Raw genomic sequence first — 18,047 nt, 5'->3', positions numbered from 1 at the left:
ATTATTGGACTTTTGTCTCTAAGAGAGCTATTATTAATCAGAATTATGAAACAGCACAGGATTGTGATCGCATCACAAAATGAAAAAAAAACACTTACTATAGAAATTACATCAACAAACAAAAGGGATCCCTAGAAATTAAGTGGGACTATTCTCTCAAATTTCTTATACTTTTTTGGCACATTAAAAGCAGAGCTGGTTTCAATACCATGAAAGGTGCTGATAAAGACATTCTTTAAATCAACAATGCACTATTATTAAGAGCATTTTTTATTATATAAACCGGTAGAACAATATCCAAAAACACCTGCTATCAGAGATCTAACAATAAAACTTAGAGCATAAAACCCAAAAAATGTATATTTATGATGTTGCGAAAACAATTTTTAATTATATTTTTTTTTAGTATTCATTTGATTTTTTCACAAACTCCAAGAGATACCTTAGTAGCTCAACAATACTTCAAAAAAGCAGATTCTTTATCTGAAATAGGTAAAAAACATAAAAAATCTATTGTATTTTTTAAAAAAGCATTATCCATATACAAACAACATAAACTGTGGAAAAGAGTCGCTATTTGTTACAATAAAATATCAAAAAACCAAAGACATATTAGACAGCTCGAAGAATCAATTGATAATGCTCAAAAAGCGCTAACTATTTCTAATAAACACTTAAGTAACAATAATAACCAGAAAGCAGATGCCTATGACAATAAAGGGCTTTATTATGATTTGATTCCGGAATATGACAAAGCATTTTCTCTATTTCAGAAAGCACTGGTCATAAGACGTAAAATAGACGATGAAGATAGTTTAAGAGTAGCTATCTCTTATGGGAGGCTCGCAAATGTATTTTATGGCAAAGAGATGTATGATGAGGCTTTAACGTATTTTGATAAAGTGATGCATATTAAACTAAAAAAATATGGCGAAAATGATAAAAAACTTTTGGCTACTTATAACGGATTGGGGATAGTTTATAAAAGAAAAGGTAACTATGATAAATCCTTACTTACCTATAAGAAAGCTATTGACATAGTTAAAAAGCAACCTATAAACAATAAAAATCAATATATTATCGCTGCTCTTTATTTTAATACGGGTAATGTACTATCGGAGAAAAAAGAGTATGAAAATGCTTTACAATATTTTAGAAAATCAATGCGAATTACTAAGCATTTATATGGCGAAAATCATATTAACTTATCACTCATTTTATCAAGTATTGGAATAATTTATGGCTCCAAAAATGATTTTAATTCATCAATAAAATATTTTAAGGAATCATTATTGCTTAAACAAAAATTACTTCCCAAAAATCATCCTTTGCTAGCTTTAAGCTATACTAATATTGGCGTAAGTTTATTGAGAGAGGAAAAATACAATGAATCATTAAAGTATTTACAAAAGACATTATCAATAGAATTAAAAAAACCAGAGAAAAAGAGTCTTAGTCTCGCCTCTGCATATACTAATATTGGTCGTGTTTTTTTTAAGAAAAAAGAAAATACAACTGCACTTCATTACTATCAGAAATCATTAGAAGTATATAAGAAAGCTTTAAGGAAAAAAAAACACCCATTACTTGCCAAAGCCTATAATGAGATTGGTGACATTTATTTAATCAAAAAAAAATATGAGACCGCTCTGTTGTATTACAAAAAAGCATTAACATCTAACAACACAGTAATTCTCAATCAACACTTTGATTTTACTAAATACATGGATTGTAATGTACTTTTGTATTCCTTAAGAAAAATTTCAAAATCATATCATGATCAATACATAAAACTTGGCCATAATAATCTTTTAATAAACAGTCTGAAATACTATAAAACAACAGATAGTCTGATCGATTATATGAGACAAAATTTAAATTATCTTAATGATAAAATATTTTTAGCAAAAGAGGCTAAAGAAATTTACACTGAAGCTATCAAATTACAGTTACTTCGATATAAGAACACAAGAGATAAACAGGATTTAGAGCTAGCTTTCTACTATTCTGAAAAAAGCAAGGCTAATGTATTAAAAGAGTTATTAAATGAAACTAATGCTGAAAAATTCTCAGGGATTCCCAGTTCAATACTAGAGCTAAAACAAAACCTTAAAACAGATCGTGCTTTCTATCAGTCAAAAATTAATGAAAAATATTCTAAACAGAGTATCGATTCTCTTGATTCTGATATAATTTCTTATAAAAATAAGCTTTTTAAAATCAATACACGACAAGATTCTATATCTAACATACTACAAAATGAATACCCAAAATATGATCTATTAAAATATAAAAATCAAGTTATTTCTATTTCAGAAATTCAAAAAAAAATAAATGAAAAAACAAATTTATTGCAATTCTTCACTTCTGATAGTATCACTTTCGTTTTTGTAATCTCAAAAAATAATACTATAATAAAAGAGCTAACCATTCCAAACTTAAAAAATAAAATAAAAAAACTACAGGAAGCAATCACTATTGAAAATAGTATTCATTACAAAGAATTGAGTTATACCCTATATAAAAAACTAATCCACCCAATTGCTAATGAAATTAAAGGAGATCAACTGATTATTATTCCGGACGGATCATTATGGCATCTTAATTTTGATCTTCTATTAACTCAAAAAGAAAGCACTACGACCAAATCCGAAAATCTATCATACTTATTAAGAGATTATGCAATTTCATATGCCAACTCCGCTACATTATTGTTTAATTCTTTAAAAAGTAATATACAGCCAAAAACACAAAAGCAGTGTCTTGGTTTTTCATTTTCTGACAATACTAATAATAGTAACACTCAATCTATATCTTTTACTAAATTAAGAGATACAGAAGATGATCTTCCTGGAACACATAAAGAGATAAAAGCAATTGCCAATATTATGGATGGACATTTTTACTCTGGAAATCAAGCTATAGAAACAAACTTTAAGCAACACGCAAATAAATACAATATTCTGCATCTGGCATTACACGGAGAGGTCGATAATGAAAATCCGGAAAACTCCAGACTTTATTTTACTAAAACCAGGGATTCTATAGAAGACAATCTATTATATAGTCATGAATTGTTCACCCTAAATATACCCGCAGAACTAGCGGTATTAAGTGCTTGCAATACAGGGGCAGGCAAAATTGCTAAAGGAGAAGGTATTATGAGTTTAGGAAATGCTTTCCAATATGCTGGTACAAAAAGTTTACTACTCAGTAGCTGGGAAGTTTCTGATAAGACGACTCCAGAACTTATGAAATACTTTTATACCAATCTTAAAAAAGGCATGAACAAAGCCAAAGCATTACAACAGGCAAAACTTCAATACCTCCATACAGCAGAAGTTTTTTATACCAATCCTTTTTATTGGGGAAGCTTTTATCTGATTGGCGATACAGCTCCCATTGACTTTCAGAATAAGACATACACTATCTATTGGAGTATTGGACTGATTATTGCTGTGTTTCTAGGAACCTTCTTCTGTAAAAGAAAAACAATTTCAAGTTTCTTTATCCGATCAAATAGCACATCTTGACTTTTTGTTCTGCAACTACTAATTAATATCATTCCTGGTCCTATACTTTTTTAGAACAACAGACTCATATGGAAATCTCTATGACTCGAATAGAATTACCACATATATAATAAACTCTCTAATCACTTTTTATGTGCTTTAAATCAAAGCGCTTGATATATTGCCAATCACGACTTTTATATTGATGCGTAAGTCCCCATTTTAAGACACTTAAGGGATTCTTATTATTATCTACTGATTGATCTAAACCTGCTGCTGGAGGACCCCATTTTATATGCGATTTAATTTCAAAATTAATACCATCGGGAGACCATTGTATTGTATTTCTTTCTGGTCCGTCTGTAATGATCAATGCCCCAATACCACCTTTATAAGGCCAGACACATAATTCATGTCCACTATTAGTAATAGGGTTATATGCTGATTTTATATACGGCCCCTCTAATTGATCAGCTATAGCAACTCCCCATTTTATTTCTCTTCCTCCAAAGGTTTTATGTTCGCCCATACGTTCACCTTTATAGTACAAGTAAAACTTATCCTTAAAATATACTAAGGTAGGATCATGAACTTTATGACTGTCAAAAGATCCTTGTTTTTTAACATTGAAGCGGTTATCTTCATCACCCAACCATTCACCATCATCAGCAGGAGATAAGATTGGTTTCTTAAGTTTTATAAATGGTCCTTCAGGGTTATCACTAATTGCCATTCCCACTTGATTCTTCACACGATTATTGTATGGAGCCTTTACTGTTTGATAAACCAATACATATTTTTCTTGATATTTCATTACCTGCGGAGTAAAAACAGAACGGTCGTCATAGGATCCAGAATCCCCTCTACCAACAGCTAAACCTTCTTCTTTCCATGTCCAGCCATCACCAGAAGAAGCATACCAAACTTCTGTCTTATCCCAGGGAAAAACCTTCTTTTCTGGATCACCAGTCCCAAAACCATATGTTTTTCCAATCGCTTTAGAATAATACACATAATACGTACTGTCTACCAATATGATATCACTTGGATCCCTACGGGTAACACCTTCTTCATAGACAAAATCTCCTTTCAATTCTTGTGTTTTGAATTCTCCATACCATTCGGGACCTTGTGCATAACCTCTTTCTAAAGCACGCTCGGAAGCAGCACTTAATTTACCTCCCTTAGGAATTGCTAAAAAATCATAAACACTATCCGGATATTTTTCTTTTTCTGAGATTCGTGGATCCTCATTAGATATAGACACTATGGGGTCAGATTTTACAACTGTATTACAAGAATTTAGGCATAGTATCGCTAACATCAAAATTATGTAAAAATTTTTAAGCATATTTTTAAGCATTATTATTAATAAAATTCATTTTTAATTCTTTAGGTAGATACCTTCTGGAGCCTTTTCTAATTCAATTTTGAAAGCAAAAGCATAGTCTCCCTTTTTTTTCTTTGGAGATTTAATAAGTAGCCCTTTATGATTTCTTTTCCAATCAATTTTTTCTTTAGAACCCAACAAAGAAATATTCTTAATAGGATCACTAATTGAAGCCAAAAGAGTTGAAAGAGATGTTATTAAAATATCCTCTGTAGGCCAATCCAAAACAAAAGCATAAATTGTGTTGTCTTTTGAGGTAAACCTAATATCTTTTTGTGTCATTTCCTGAGTTACATACTCTGTATGATCACCTGTTTTTGATCGATTTACTCCTTCTCCATACAATATCCAGGGACGTGTTTTATATATCGCCTCTCCGTTTACCGATAACCACTTCCCTATTGTCAATAATACTTTTTGCTGATCTTCTGGTATGGTTCCATCTGATTTGGGACCGACATTTAATAATAAGTTTCCATTTTTACTTACAATATCTATCAATTCATCGATTAGCTCTCCAGCAGGTTTATTTTGCCAGTCTCTTACATATGACCAGGAATTGCGCCCAATAGACGTATCTGTTTGCCAGGGTAATTTTCTAATTCTATCAAGTTTACCTCGCTCTATATCCAGCACGGCAGCACCCTTGGGAATTGGATTCCATCCCATTCTTTTATAATTTAAAACCACTTCTTTATTCCATGTAGTAGCCAAGTTATAATATTCACTAAGTATTTTTAATCTGTTTTCTTCATACTCCGGAGCACAGAACCCGAAATCAAACCACATCAGGTCTAACTGATACTTAGTAATCATTTCCATGGTTCTTTTATAAAAATGTGTTAAAAACTCCTTTGTTGGTGCTTCAAGGTATGCATGAGGTTTTAGATATAATCCTTCATATTGAGGATCGGTAGTATCAAACTTCTTATCATAAGCCCACCATTTATATCCAAAAGCCAAATGTGATGAACTTCCTACCTTTAATCCACGTTTACGTGATTCTAGAGCGAGTTCACCCAAAACATCCCGTTTTGGTCCCATCTCTACAGAATTCCAGTTGGTTTGTGAAGATTCATACATGGCAAAACCATCACAGTGTTCACCCACTGGTACTATATATTTAGCACCAGATTTCTCAAAAAGATTGATCCATTCTTGAGCATTGAATTTTTCTCCTTTAAACATCGGAATAAAGTCTTTATATCCAAATTTTTCAGGACCTCCATATCTTTTTTGATGATATAAATAGGTAGGATTATCTTCTTGATACGTTTCTCCAGTGAGATGATTTGTTTTTTTCTCTCTATACATATGAAATCCATACCATTCACTCCCATATTCTGGAACAGTATATACTCCCCAATGAATAAATATCCCCAATTTAGCATCTCTAAACCAATCTGGGCACTTATATTGTGACAGTGACTCCCAGGTAGCTACGTATTTTTTTTCTTGTGGATAAAGCCCCCCTACACCAAAAAACAAACATATTGTAATAATTAAGCACCTAAAATATTGACTCATAAGTTTTAGAATTCTAAACTCAACCTGACTTTCTTCGATAAAAGTAATATAAACCAAATAAAAAGACTGTCTGAAAATTTTTATAATCCCAACAAATAACTATCGTATACTATATAATGTTTAGGTTTGATTTAACACAAATAATAACACCTAATTCTCAACCTTTAAAGTATGAAAAACATTATAGTTTCAGGATAACAGACAGTCCTAATTTTGTTTATGTTTACATAAAAAATGTGTTCTTTATTATTTACTTTTTAATCAGTTTTAAATTCAAATACAGATGATTTCGTCGAATTACTATGATGATCTTTAGTAATTACCTGCCAATAATAAACTATATCTGATTGTAGTTGGACATTGGCAATACTAGTATCAGTAAGGGTATTTAGCAGTGTAGTTGGCGGCGTATCGGTTCCCATATATATTTCATACTCTTTTATATCGTTATCTACATCACTTCCTTTCCAGATTAAATCTATAGTATTCCCTGAAACCGTTAACCCCATTGGCGGACTAATAAGCTCTGCAGGAAATGGAGCATAATTCTCTATGCCCGGACCCGCATTATAGAAGTTCCAAGTCTCACTTTCTGCTATTTGTGAAGAACCATTTACCCTGGAAATTACATTCCATGAATACGGTACTCCTCTTTGTAAAGTAATAGCAACCTGGGTTGTATTACTATTAAAATTTTCTTGAGTATTTGTAATAAGATTAGTTAATGAAACAGTATAACTAACTGCACTCATTGCCTCATTCCATTCAAAAGTAACTATACTTTCAGTTTCAGATACTATTTCACCTTGATTACATTCAGCATCTTTTAACGGAAAAACTAATGTAGCCGCATTAGCAACAACAGTACCACCATCATCACTACTACTACAGCTACATAAAAAAATAGCTGCAGAAACTATCAAAATAAATATTTTATTATTTTTCATACGCTTATGTTTTCTAAAATACTCTAAAAATATTATTCTTTAATTAACTGTTTATATACTATTGTCTCAGGGGTTGTAATTTTAATAAGGTAGCTTCCTGAAGTAAGAATAGAAGTATCTGCAATGACACTACTTCCTGCAAGTTTCTGTTTCCCTTGTTTTACTAATTTGCCTTGATATGAAAAAACTTGCCACAACACATCTCCTGACTTCGTATTAGAAATATCAATAGCTAATTGATTATTAAAAGGATTAGGATATATATAAATTCCATCTTCTATATTAATATTCTCTGTATATTTTCCTTGACAATCTATATTAGTGCTAACTAGTAAGTCATTTTTACCATCTTTAAGTTCTAAAGTAATTGTATTTTTATCTGTAACTGTAAGCACTCCATTGAGCTGTATTCTATACAGTTCTCCCCCACTTAAATCTAATTCGATTTTCTTGGCAGAAGCATTGACTATTGAAGAAACCGTTAGGTTTTCGGGGGCAGTTACTACCAGTTCAAAACATTGTTTATAAGAAGGCTCTTCTGCAATTGTTATACAGACAACATAGGTGCCTTCTGATAATTGATCAAAAAGAGTTTCTGTAGTAAAAGCTTGTGTCAGGTTGTTTCCTTGTATGACTGCTGTATAATTTTGATTTTCATTGGTTTTTATAAAGATACTCCCATTTTTGGCATCTCTGCAGCTTTCTCCAGTAACAAGCACGATAAAATTATCAGTAGGTAATGTAAAAACAGTGCACCCATTACTATCTACGGTATCATTCACTGGAGTATCAGGGCAAATATCATTTGCATCACTTACACCATCATTATCTGCATCCTCTTCTGGCAACAAAATACAATCTTCACCTGGCAATCCATAACAACCTTGACCTGTAGGACCTAGTAGTGGATTCCAGCTAATACCCGCAAACCAATCATACCCTTCAAATTCATAAGCACCTACATCAGGATTTAAACCTGTATAATCATCTGTAATTCCAATAATAATTCTACCTGCATCTATTGGGGATGACCCTGCTCTTAATGTAAAATCTCCATTCGTTGTATTAGAAAAAGCTTCAGAACCTACCACCAGATTATTCTGTTTATCAGATTGTGGTTCCCACTTATCATTGTCTCCCAGATTGTTCCATACTTTTACATTAGTAAATGAAGTCCCTTCTTTATGCCAGGCTCCCATAACTTCAGAATTATTCCAGAATGTATTATTAAATACGTCTATATCTTTACCATCCCAATTGATTTGTACTCCTGTCCATTCTGTATTCCATACCACATTGTGATGTACAGAAAAAGCTTCTGCATCATTATCTAAATAAATCCCTGCTGCCTTAAATTTATCTCCTCTTGAGGCAATATCATGAAACCAATTATGATGTATTTCGGTATTCTGAGGGCCTCCTACTGTATAAAAAGTCCCACAATCATCATTAATCAAATTACTTTTATAAACATCATTGTAAGCAATTTCACAGCGATTCCCAAAAAAACTAATACCATCTCTTCCTCCATTGAATATTGTATTTCCTGTAATTTTATTATCATCCCCTCCTCTAGCCATCAGTGGAGCATCATAAGATCCTAAATAATCAAAATCATGTATCGAAGAATTTTTTAATTCATTAAAACTACCTCCTAACCTAACTCCTGTAGCTGCCCCAAAGGCTATTTCACATTTTTCAATCACATTTCTGGTACCGTTTACTTCGATACTGGGTTTATTAGCAGAAAAGCCTGTAAAAACTCCTTGCGTATGATTGCCATAAAAGGAAGAAACCCCATATATGGTATTATTATTAGAATTTGTTTTTAATTCTATACCTCCACCAAAGACAGCCATATTTCTTATTTCAATATAACTTCTATTATTAAGGTCTATCGTTAATCTCCTTCTGCGCATTTTTACCAGATCATCCTGAGGCATCGATCCATTAGGCAATTGTACAAAAAGTTCATTGGTTGTAGTATCGTACCACCACTCATTTTGATAGTCTAATGCACCTTTGACACCTTCCAGGTAAAAATCTCCAAGATCTTTGGGGGAATGGAATGTTCTAATCCAACTTGGATTTTTATTCAATTCAAAAGTGACTCTTCCTACAGAACTATTAGATATAAGAGCTTTCCAGGCTATCCATCCTGCACCAGATTTATCTCCGTAAAAAAACACAGCTCCACCGGTCCAATCTATATTCGGTATTTCTGAAGATTCTAAAAATGCATTATTTATCACATCAGGACCACTCCCTCCTGTATTCCTCCTGGAATTAAGTGTGAAAGGTTTTTCGTCATCATTATTAGGCCATCTAGCCAAGTCTAATGCCACGTTTCCATTCATTACAAAATTATCTTGCTCCAGAGAGGGGAAATCAATTACAGTTTTGTAAATAGATCCCGAATCATTGACCCATCCATTAAGAGGTTGCATCGCAGAAACAATGACTCTTTCACCTGGAAAAGAGGTGAAAATAATTGGATTTCCTGCTGTTCCTGAGTTCGCAGGTTTCAATATTTCTTCATAGGTTCCTTCTCTAATAATTACAGTGTCTCCTGCGACAGCTTCAGAAGCAGCTTTAGTAATGGTTAGAAATGGGCTATCAATCGTTCCCGTATTGGCATCACTTCCATTCTTTGCTACATAGATTTCTTTTGCAGTTATCTTTAATGACGCCACAACACAAAACAAAAAAAATATAATCGCCTTACCTTTCATAATTTTTTTTTACAAAAATACTTACGAAAAACTATTCCACTTATGACTTATGATTTTAAAGAAATAACAAATGGTTAATCTCTAATTTAAAACAAAAAAGCTATACCTAAAGAAACAATATTAGAATTTACAAACATTTTCAGTGTAAAAAAATTTATAAATTGATACGTAAATTTTAAAACAATAATTATTCGAGTAAAATGAACATTATCTTTTTTGAACATTATTATATAAGTATAGTACATCTACTCCGGTAAAACAGTACTTAAAAGGAATCTATACGCCTTTTTTTTTAAAATAACCATTTGTTCTATTGTTTGGATCATTCGTCATTTTCGTTACTTTGTAAAAACATGACTTTTACATATGAATAATTAATATTCTGTGTAATAAAATATATGATCTATGATTGTGAGAAAAATAACTTTATTAATCGCTCATTTTTTTTGTATCCTACTTTTAATCTCGTGTGGATCGGATAAAAACAAAAAGATAGCTCAGGAATCTCCTGTTCCAGAGGTAATTGATACACTACAAAAAAAATATGAACCTAACTGGGAATCAATAAAGAAAAAATACAAAGATCCAGAATGGTTTAATAATCAAAAATTTGGAATTTTTATTCATTGGGGAGCCTACAGTGTTCCTGCTTTTGGTTCAGAATGGTATCCAAGGCAAATGTATATGGATAGTGCTAATTTTAGTGCTGGTCTGGAACATCATTATGATGGCCCGACAAAAGAGTTTAAACATCATAAAGAAAAGTGGGGAGATCATAAAAAATTTGGGTACAAAGACTTTATTCCGATGTTTAAAGGAGAAAAATTCAATGCTCAAGAATGGATAGATTTATTCAAAAAGGCCGGAGCAAAATATGTAATCCCTGTTGCTGACCACCACGATGGTTTTGCAATGTACAAATCGAATACAACCAGATGGAATGCCGTTGATATGGGACCTAAACGGGATGTTCTCGGAGAGTTATTTAAAGAAGGACGAGATCATGGTTTAATTATGGGAACATCTTCTCATTTTGCCTTTAATTGGTCTTTTTATAACAAAAAAGATCATTTTGACACCGTAGATCCAGAATACGCAGACCTATATAGCTCTAAAGGCAAAAACCTTACTGAGCCAGTTTCTGAAAAATTTAAAGAAAGATGGTGGTTACGAATTAAAGATATTATTGACAACTACCAACCCGATATCCTATGGCTGGATTTCTATGTGGATATTCCGGATTTTGAAGAATATCGTCCAAAATTGGCAGCATATTATTACAATAAAGGAATTGAATGGAACAAAGAAGTAGTATTACAAGATAAAAATTTTAGCCACGAAGCCTTTCCAGAAGGAACTGTTATTTATGATCTGGAAAGAGGAAAACTACCTGGGATTAGAAAATTACCCTGGCAGACAGATACCTCTATTGGTAAGAATTCTTGGAGCCACGTAACAAATTGGGAATCCAAAGATGCAAATCAATTGATAGATGACCTTGTGGATATTGTAAGTAAAAATGGAAACCTGTTATTAAATGTAGGTCCCAAATCTGATGGAACTATACCGCAAGACCAACAAAAAATCTTATTAGAGATAGGAAATTGGCTATCGGTAAATGGAGAAGCTATTTATGATACAAAATATTGGAAAACTTTTGGCGAAGGTCCTACCAAGGTAGAAAAGGGACATCATTCAGAAAAAAACAATAAAGGTTTTACTGGACAAGACATCCGATTTACACAAAAAGATGGCAAACTTTATGCAATCATGATGGATTGGCCGGAAAATGGAAAATTAGCTATCGAATCACTTGGTAAAAATTCTGAATATGCTAAAAATGTAAATATCAAAAATGTTCAGCTACTCGGCAGTGATACCACATTAGAATGGTCTCATAAAGATACAGCACTGCACATAACGCTACCTACCAAAAAAATAGGTGATTATGCACACGTAGTTGCTATTAGTCTTTAAAAAAGCCATAGATTACAACAGATAAAATCAACGAGATTAAACATACTAAAAAATGGTTATTATTATCAAAGATTACATCTTATCTCTAAAACAATTAATATACATAAATGAAATACATCGTTTGCCAGAAACCTGGAATGTTTCTATTAGAAGAAAAAAAAACACCTATCCGAAATAATGATGAAGCCCTTCTGAGGGTAAAAAAAGTAGGGATTTGTGGTACCGACCTTCATGCATATTCTGGAAATCAAGCATTTTTCACTTACCCAAAGATTTTAGGTCATGAATTAGCTGCAGAAGTTATAGATATAGATAAAAACGCAAGAAATATCAAAAAAGGTGATAAAGTAGTTATCATGCCGTATGTAAGCTGTGGTACTTGTATCGCCTGTAGAAAAGGTAAAACCAACTGCTGTACTAATATAGAAGTACTTGGGGTACATACAGATGGAGGAATGCAAGAGCAAATCACCGTTAGAACTGATTTGTTGATTCCTGCAAATGACTTATCATATGATGAAATTGCGATCGTAGAACCACTGGCAATTGGAGCACATGCTATCAGAAGAGCAGCCATTAAACCAGAAGAATTTGTAGTCGTGGTGGGTTGCGGTCCAATCGGAATCGGAATTATAAAATTAGCCCAAATCCAAGGTGCAAAAGTAATTGCTTTAGATATGAATGATACGCGACTGGAATATGCTAAAAATGAAATTGGAGCAGATTATGTAATTAACGTCACAAAAGATCCTGTTTCCAAAATTTCTGATATTACAAATGGGGATATGGCAACTGCGGTTTTTGATGCCACCGGTTATAAAGGAGCATTAGAAGCAGGACCAGATTATATGGCTCATGGCGGTAGATACATCCTTGTAGGATTGTCAAAGGGTGAATTGCAATTCGCCCATCCCAAAATCCACGCAAAAGAAACAACACTGATGTGCAGTAGAAATGCAACTATTGAGGATTTTGAACATGTAATAAAAGTTTTACCCCAATTCCCGACCGGATCTTTTATCACTCATAATGTTCCTTTTTCTGAAATGATTTCAAATTTTGATAGTTGGACAAAACCTGAAACCGGAGTAATAAAAGCAACTATTGACTTTTAATTAGATTACAAAAAAATAAGCCCTTTCACGTGTCAAAAAGTTATACCCAAATAGACCCAAGAGATAATATTATTGTTGCCATACAATATTTACCAGAAAGCACATTGATTGATATTGCAGGAACTACCTTTACGCTAAAAGAAAACATAAAAGAAAAGCATAAATTTGCCCTAAACAAATTCGAAAAAGGTGATTCCATATTCATGTATGGCGTACTCATCGGCAAAGCTATTCTTCCTATTGATCAAGGTTGTGCTATAACAACAGAGAACACAAAACATGCTTCTGCAACGTTTAATACCAGCCAGGAAAGTCTGGAATGGACAAAACCTAATATCACAAAATTCAGTACTAAAACGTTTGATGGATATTATAGAAAAGATGGTAGTGTAGGAACTCGTAATTATTGGTTAGTGATCCCACTAACTTTTTGCGAAAATAGAAATCTGGAAATTTTGGAAGATGCTTTATTAGACACATTAGGATATCAAACCCAAAAAGATTTTGGAGTAGATACAAATACTCTAATCGAGAAATATAAATCTGGCGCCACATCTGAAGAGTTATTAAATACTACCATTACTTCATCTCAGAAAACATCTTCTAAAAACCGTTTATTCTCTAATGTGGATGGAATCAAGTTTTTAAAACATGATGGCGGTTGTGGTGGTATCCGGCAAGATGCTGAAACATTATGTCACCTGCTGGCAGGATATATTACAAACTCCAATGTAGCTGGTGCAACCATTTTTAGTTTAGGTTGCCAAAATGCACAAATAGATATGTTGCAAAAGGCTATTGAGTTAAAAGACCCCAACTTTTCAAAACCTATCCATTATCTGGAACAACAAAAAATTGAAAACGGAGATTTACTTATAGAAGCAGCAATTAAGCACACGTTTGTTGGATTAATTGAAGCGAATAAAATTGAAAGAAAGCCAGCTCCCATCAGTAAACTTATCCTTGGATTAGAATGTGGAGGATCTGATGGCTTTTCTGGGATTTCAGCGAATCCCGCATTAGGATACACATCTGATCTATTGACAGAATTGGGTGGAACTCCCATTTTAGCTGAGTTTCCTGAGTTAAATGGCGTAGAACAGGAATTGATTAACAGGTGTCTGCAAAAGAAAGATGCAGAGAAATTTGCATCTATTATGAAAACCTATGCAAAAAAAGCTATAGAAGTAGGATCTGGATTCGAGAACAATCCTTCTCCAGGAAATATTAAAGATGGATTGATTACAGATGCCATGAAATCGGCTGGAGCAGCAAAAAAAGGAGGTACTTCCCCCGTGACTGCTGTATTAGATTACACAGAAAAAGTAACTACATCAGGATTAAACCTGCTTTGCACGCCCGGAAATGATGTAGAAAGCACTACAGGACTGGCAGGAAGTGGTGCTAATATAATTGTGTTTACAACTGGACTGGGCACTCCAACAGGAAATCCAATTACACCTGTTCTTAAAATGTCTAGTAATACAAGATTGTTTCAGCAAATGAATGATATTACGGATCTCAATGCCGGTACTATTATTTCTGGAGAAGATACCATAGAATCCATGGGAGAAAAAACACTGGAATATATCATAAAGGTTGCCAGCGGAACTATTGAAACAAAAGCCGAAAAAAATGGTCAAAATGACTTTATCCCCTGGAAAAGAGGAATATCGCTATGATATAATGCTAAAAACAGTTAAAAAAAGGTAGTACAATAACGAATGAAAAAACAAGAAAAAACCATCTCAACAAGAAAAAAAGCTCCCGAACGCATTTTACAGTTTGGAGGAGGGAATTTTTTAAGGGCCTTTACCGACTGGATGTTTCATGTACTCAATTCAACCACTGATTTTAACGGGAGTGTTGTAGTTATTAAACCTACAGAAAAAGGAGAGTACCAAGAACTAAAGGAGCAGGACGGTCTTTTTCACGTAGCCTTGGACGGTTATAAAAATGGCAATCTCGTTTCTGAAGTGACTCTTATTAAAAGTATTAGCAGAACTATACATCCCTATAGACAATGGCAGAAGTATCTAGAGCTGGCAGAGCAATCAGAAATGCGTTTTATTGTTTCTAATACAACAGAGGCTGGTATACAATTCTCAGACACTGATGCACTGGATCATGCACCTCCCAAAGAATTTCCTGCCAAACTAACACGCTGGTTATACCATCGTTTTCAATATTTTGAAGGTGATACCAATAAAGGATGTATCATACTCCCCTGTGAACTGATTGAGCAGAATGGAGACAGATTAAAATCTGTTGTTTTACAATATGCTGAACATTGGAAACTAAAAACCAAATTTGGCAACTGGATAAAAGAACATAATTATTTTTGTAATACACTAGTCGATAGAATTGTATCAGGCTATCCAACAGAAAGAGCAGAAAAAATAAGAGCTCAAATTGATTTTGAAGACAAACTCCTGGTTGCAGGAGAACAATATCATAGTTGGATTATACAAGGAGCAAACGATGCAACCCAAAAAGAATTACCCTTTCATAAGACAAACTTACACGTCCAATTCGTAGATGACATTACTGAATATCGGGAAATGAAAGTACGTATTCTTAATGGAGCACATACAGCTATGGTTCCTGTAGGATATTTATCAGGAGTACGCACCGTAAAAGAAGTAATGAACGATACTGATATAAGTACTTTTGTTGAGGAATTACTGAGTAATGAAATTATTACTACACTTACCAATCTCCCACAAGATGAAGTACACAAGTTTGTAAACGATACCTTAGATAGGTTTCGCAACCCTACATTAAAACATTTTCTTATTAATATTTCACTTAATAGCTGTTCAAAATTTGTAACACGCTTACTTCCAGCTATTAAAGAGTGTGTTATAGAAAATGGACAGCTGCCAAAACGTATTGTATTTGCATTTTCATGTTTAATAAGAATGTACAAAGGGGAATATAATAATGAAAATATCAATCTAAACGACAATACTGAAATACTAGATTTTTTCAGAAATAATTGGAAAAAAAAGGAGGATAAACTTATTTCTTATGAAGAATTAGTGTTAGTTTCTCTTAAAAATTCAGATATCTGGGGAGAAGATCTGGATAAGATACATGGATTATCAAAAGAAGTAGTCCAAAATCTACAGTTTATAGAACAGCTTGGAGTAAAGGCTACAATGAAACAAATTACAGACCACAAATCACTAGTATGACCATAGATTCTCATCAACATTTTTGGCAATATCATCCAGTAAAACACAGTTGGATTAATGATCAAATGAAAGTATTGCAACAAGATTATCTACCGGAAGATCTTTATCAAGTATATCAAAAAAATGGAATAGACGGATGCGTAGCAGTTCAGGCAGATCAATCTGAAAACGAAACTGATTTCCTTTTGAGTCTTGCAAAGAAAAATAGTTTCATAAAAGGAATCGTCGGATGGGTAGATCTACGTTCAGAAAACCTGAGAGAACGCTTGCAGCATTACGCCCAATATAAAATAATAAAAGGTTTCAGACATGTAGTACAGGATGAAGCTGATCCTAATTTTATAATTGGCGAGCAATTTAAAAAAGGGATCGCTTTATTAAAAGAATATGGGTTCGCTTATGATATTTTAATATTCCCTGCACAACTAGAAGCTACAGTGCAATTGATTAATGAATTTCCGGAACACCGTTTTGTTATAGATCATATTGCAAAACCAAATATAAAAGAAGGACATATAGAAGATTGGGAAAAATATATGCGCCAAATAGCAGTACATAAAAATGTGTATTGCAAAGTTTCCGGAATGGTTACAGAAGCAGATTGGAAAAACTGGAAATATGATGATTTCGTTCCTTATCTAGATATAGTTTTCGAAATTTTTGGAACAGATAGAATTATGTATGGTTCAGATTGGCCGGTTTGCCTTTTAGGAGGAACATATCAATCTGTAAAAGGAATAATTGACACCTATATCAGTACGTTTACCAACGAAGATCAACAAAAAATTATGGGAGGCAATGCCGTTGAATTTTATCAGCTGCACTAGACCAAAAAATATATTATGGATTTAAAATTAAAAGATAAAGTAGTTGTAGTTACCGGTGCTGCAGGGATCAAGGGAAGTATTGGAGAAACTATTGTACAAACATTAGCAGATGAAGGAGCAATACCTGTCATTGTTTGTAGAAATGATCGTGGATTTGGGTATGAAAAAGAGCTACAAGAGAGAGGTATCAATTCCATCTTTGTAAAGACTGATCTTTCTGATGCTGACCAAATTGAAATGGCTGCAAAAAAAATTGGTGACACATATGGCAGAATTGATGCTTTGATCAATAATGTGGGGGTTAATGATGGCGTTGGATTAGATGCTTCTATTGATGATTTTATGTACTCCCTTAAACTCAATATGGTAAGTTTTTTTGCAATGACTAAATTTTGTCTTCCTTATATCAAAAAAGTAAAGGGAAACATTCTAAACATTGGTTCTAAAGTAGCGCTAACAGGACAAGGGGGTACCTCGGGATATGCCGCTTCTAAAGGAGGTGTCCTGGGATTAACAAGAGAATGGGCTGTAGATTTAATTAAAGATGGAATTCGATCCAATGCAATTGTTATTGCAGAAAGTTGGACACCTGCCTATGATAATTGGATCAAAACCTTAGAAAATGGTGAAGAAAAATTACAAGCTATTGTAAAAAAAATACCATTAGAAAATCGTATGACCTCTCCACAAGAAATTGCAGATACCTGTCTTTTTGTGATTTCAGAAAAATCTTCCCATACTACCGGGCAATTTATTACTATTGATGGTGGATATGTTCATCTGGACAGAGCATTATTGACAGAATAAATAATCAATATAGAAT

The 18,047-nt window shown here is 33.3% G+C and carries 11 protein-coding genes; 7 read left to right on the top strand and 4 right to left on the bottom strand.

The features are described 5' to 3' along the window. Positions 1-365: 365 nt before the first annotated feature. Entirely contained in the window at positions 366-3,533 is a 3,168-nt protein-coding gene (locus tag F0000_RS14930; RefSeq protein ID WP_149625528.1) for a CHAT domain-containing tetratricopeptide repeat protein, read from the top strand. 118 nt (positions 3,534-3,651) lie between these two features. Here the strand turns inward: F0000_RS14930 and F0000_RS14925 are convergent, their stop codons facing one another. From F0000_RS14925 to F0000_RS28525, 4 genes are all read right to left on the bottom strand, one after another. Beyond that, positions 3,652-4,836 carry a glycosyl hydrolase gene (locus tag F0000_RS14925; RefSeq protein WP_255452760.1) on the bottom strand — a complete coding sequence of 395 codons (1,185 nt, stop codon included), beginning with the start codon at positions 4,834-4,836 and terminating at the stop codon, positions 3,652-3,654. Positions 4,837-4,896: 60 nt separating this feature from the next. After that, positions 4,897-6,429 carry an alpha-L-fucosidase gene (locus tag F0000_RS14920; RefSeq protein WP_149625526.1) on the bottom strand — a complete coding sequence of 511 codons (1,533 nt, stop codon included), beginning with the start codon at positions 6,427-6,429 and terminating at the stop codon, positions 4,897-4,899. A 257-nt stretch (positions 6,430-6,686) separates the two neighbouring features. Continuing rightward, on the bottom strand, positions 6,687-7,376 hold the full coding sequence (locus F0000_RS14915; protein ID WP_149625525.1) for a hypothetical protein: 690 nt from the start codon (positions 7,374-7,376) through the stop codon (positions 6,687-6,689). A gap of 32 nt (positions 7,377-7,408) precedes the next feature. After that, entirely contained in the window at positions 7,409-10,108 is a 2,700-nt protein-coding gene (locus F0000_RS28525; protein ID WP_188112133.1) for a T9SS type A sorting domain-containing protein, read from the bottom strand. Between the two features lie 405 nt (positions 10,109-10,513). Between F0000_RS28525 and F0000_RS14905 the strand changes: the two genes are divergently transcribed. The 6 genes from F0000_RS14905 (at position 10,514) to F0000_RS14880 (ending at position 18,031) form a co-directional block, all read left to right on the top strand. Continuing rightward, complete coding sequence (locus F0000_RS14905) at positions 10,514-12,085, top strand: alpha-L-fucosidase (RefSeq protein WP_149625524.1); 1,572 nt, start codon at positions 10,514-10,516, stop codon at positions 12,083-12,085. 107 nt (positions 12,086-12,192) lie between these two features. Continuing rightward, positions 12,193-13,200, top strand: a complete 1,008-nt coding sequence (locus F0000_RS14900) for a zinc-binding alcohol dehydrogenase family protein (RefSeq protein WP_149625523.1) — start codon at positions 12,193-12,195, stop codon at positions 13,198-13,200. A 29-nt stretch (positions 13,201-13,229) separates the two neighbouring features. After that, positions 13,230-14,882, top strand: coding sequence for a UxaA family hydrolase (locus tag F0000_RS14895; protein ID WP_149625522.1), 1,653 nt, complete (start codon positions 13,230-13,232; stop codon positions 14,880-14,882). Positions 14,883-14,924: 42 nt separating this feature from the next. Continuing rightward, complete coding sequence (locus tag F0000_RS14890) at positions 14,925-16,397, top strand: tagaturonate reductase (protein ID WP_149625521.1); 1,473 nt, start codon at positions 14,925-14,927, stop codon at positions 16,395-16,397. Beyond that, on the top strand, positions 16,394-17,224 hold the full coding sequence (locus F0000_RS14885; protein ID WP_149625520.1) for an amidohydrolase: 831 nt from the start codon (positions 16,394-16,396) through the stop codon (positions 17,222-17,224). The genes F0000_RS14890 and F0000_RS14885 overlap by 4 nt, the downstream gene beginning before the upstream one ends. 15 nt (positions 17,225-17,239) lie before the next feature. Then, on the top strand, positions 17,240-18,031 hold the full coding sequence (locus F0000_RS14880; protein WP_149625519.1) for an SDR family oxidoreductase: 792 nt from the start codon (positions 17,240-17,242) through the stop codon (positions 18,029-18,031). Positions 18,032-18,047: the final 16 nt, after the last annotated feature.

It is taken from the genome of Aquimarina sp. RZ0 (assembly GCF_008370685.1).
GTDB lineage: Bacteria > Bacteroidota > Bacteroidia > Flavobacteriales > Flavobacteriaceae > Aquimarina.
Note: the sequence above shows the minus strand (reverse complement) of the source record. Positions and strands in the feature narration are given on the sequence as shown.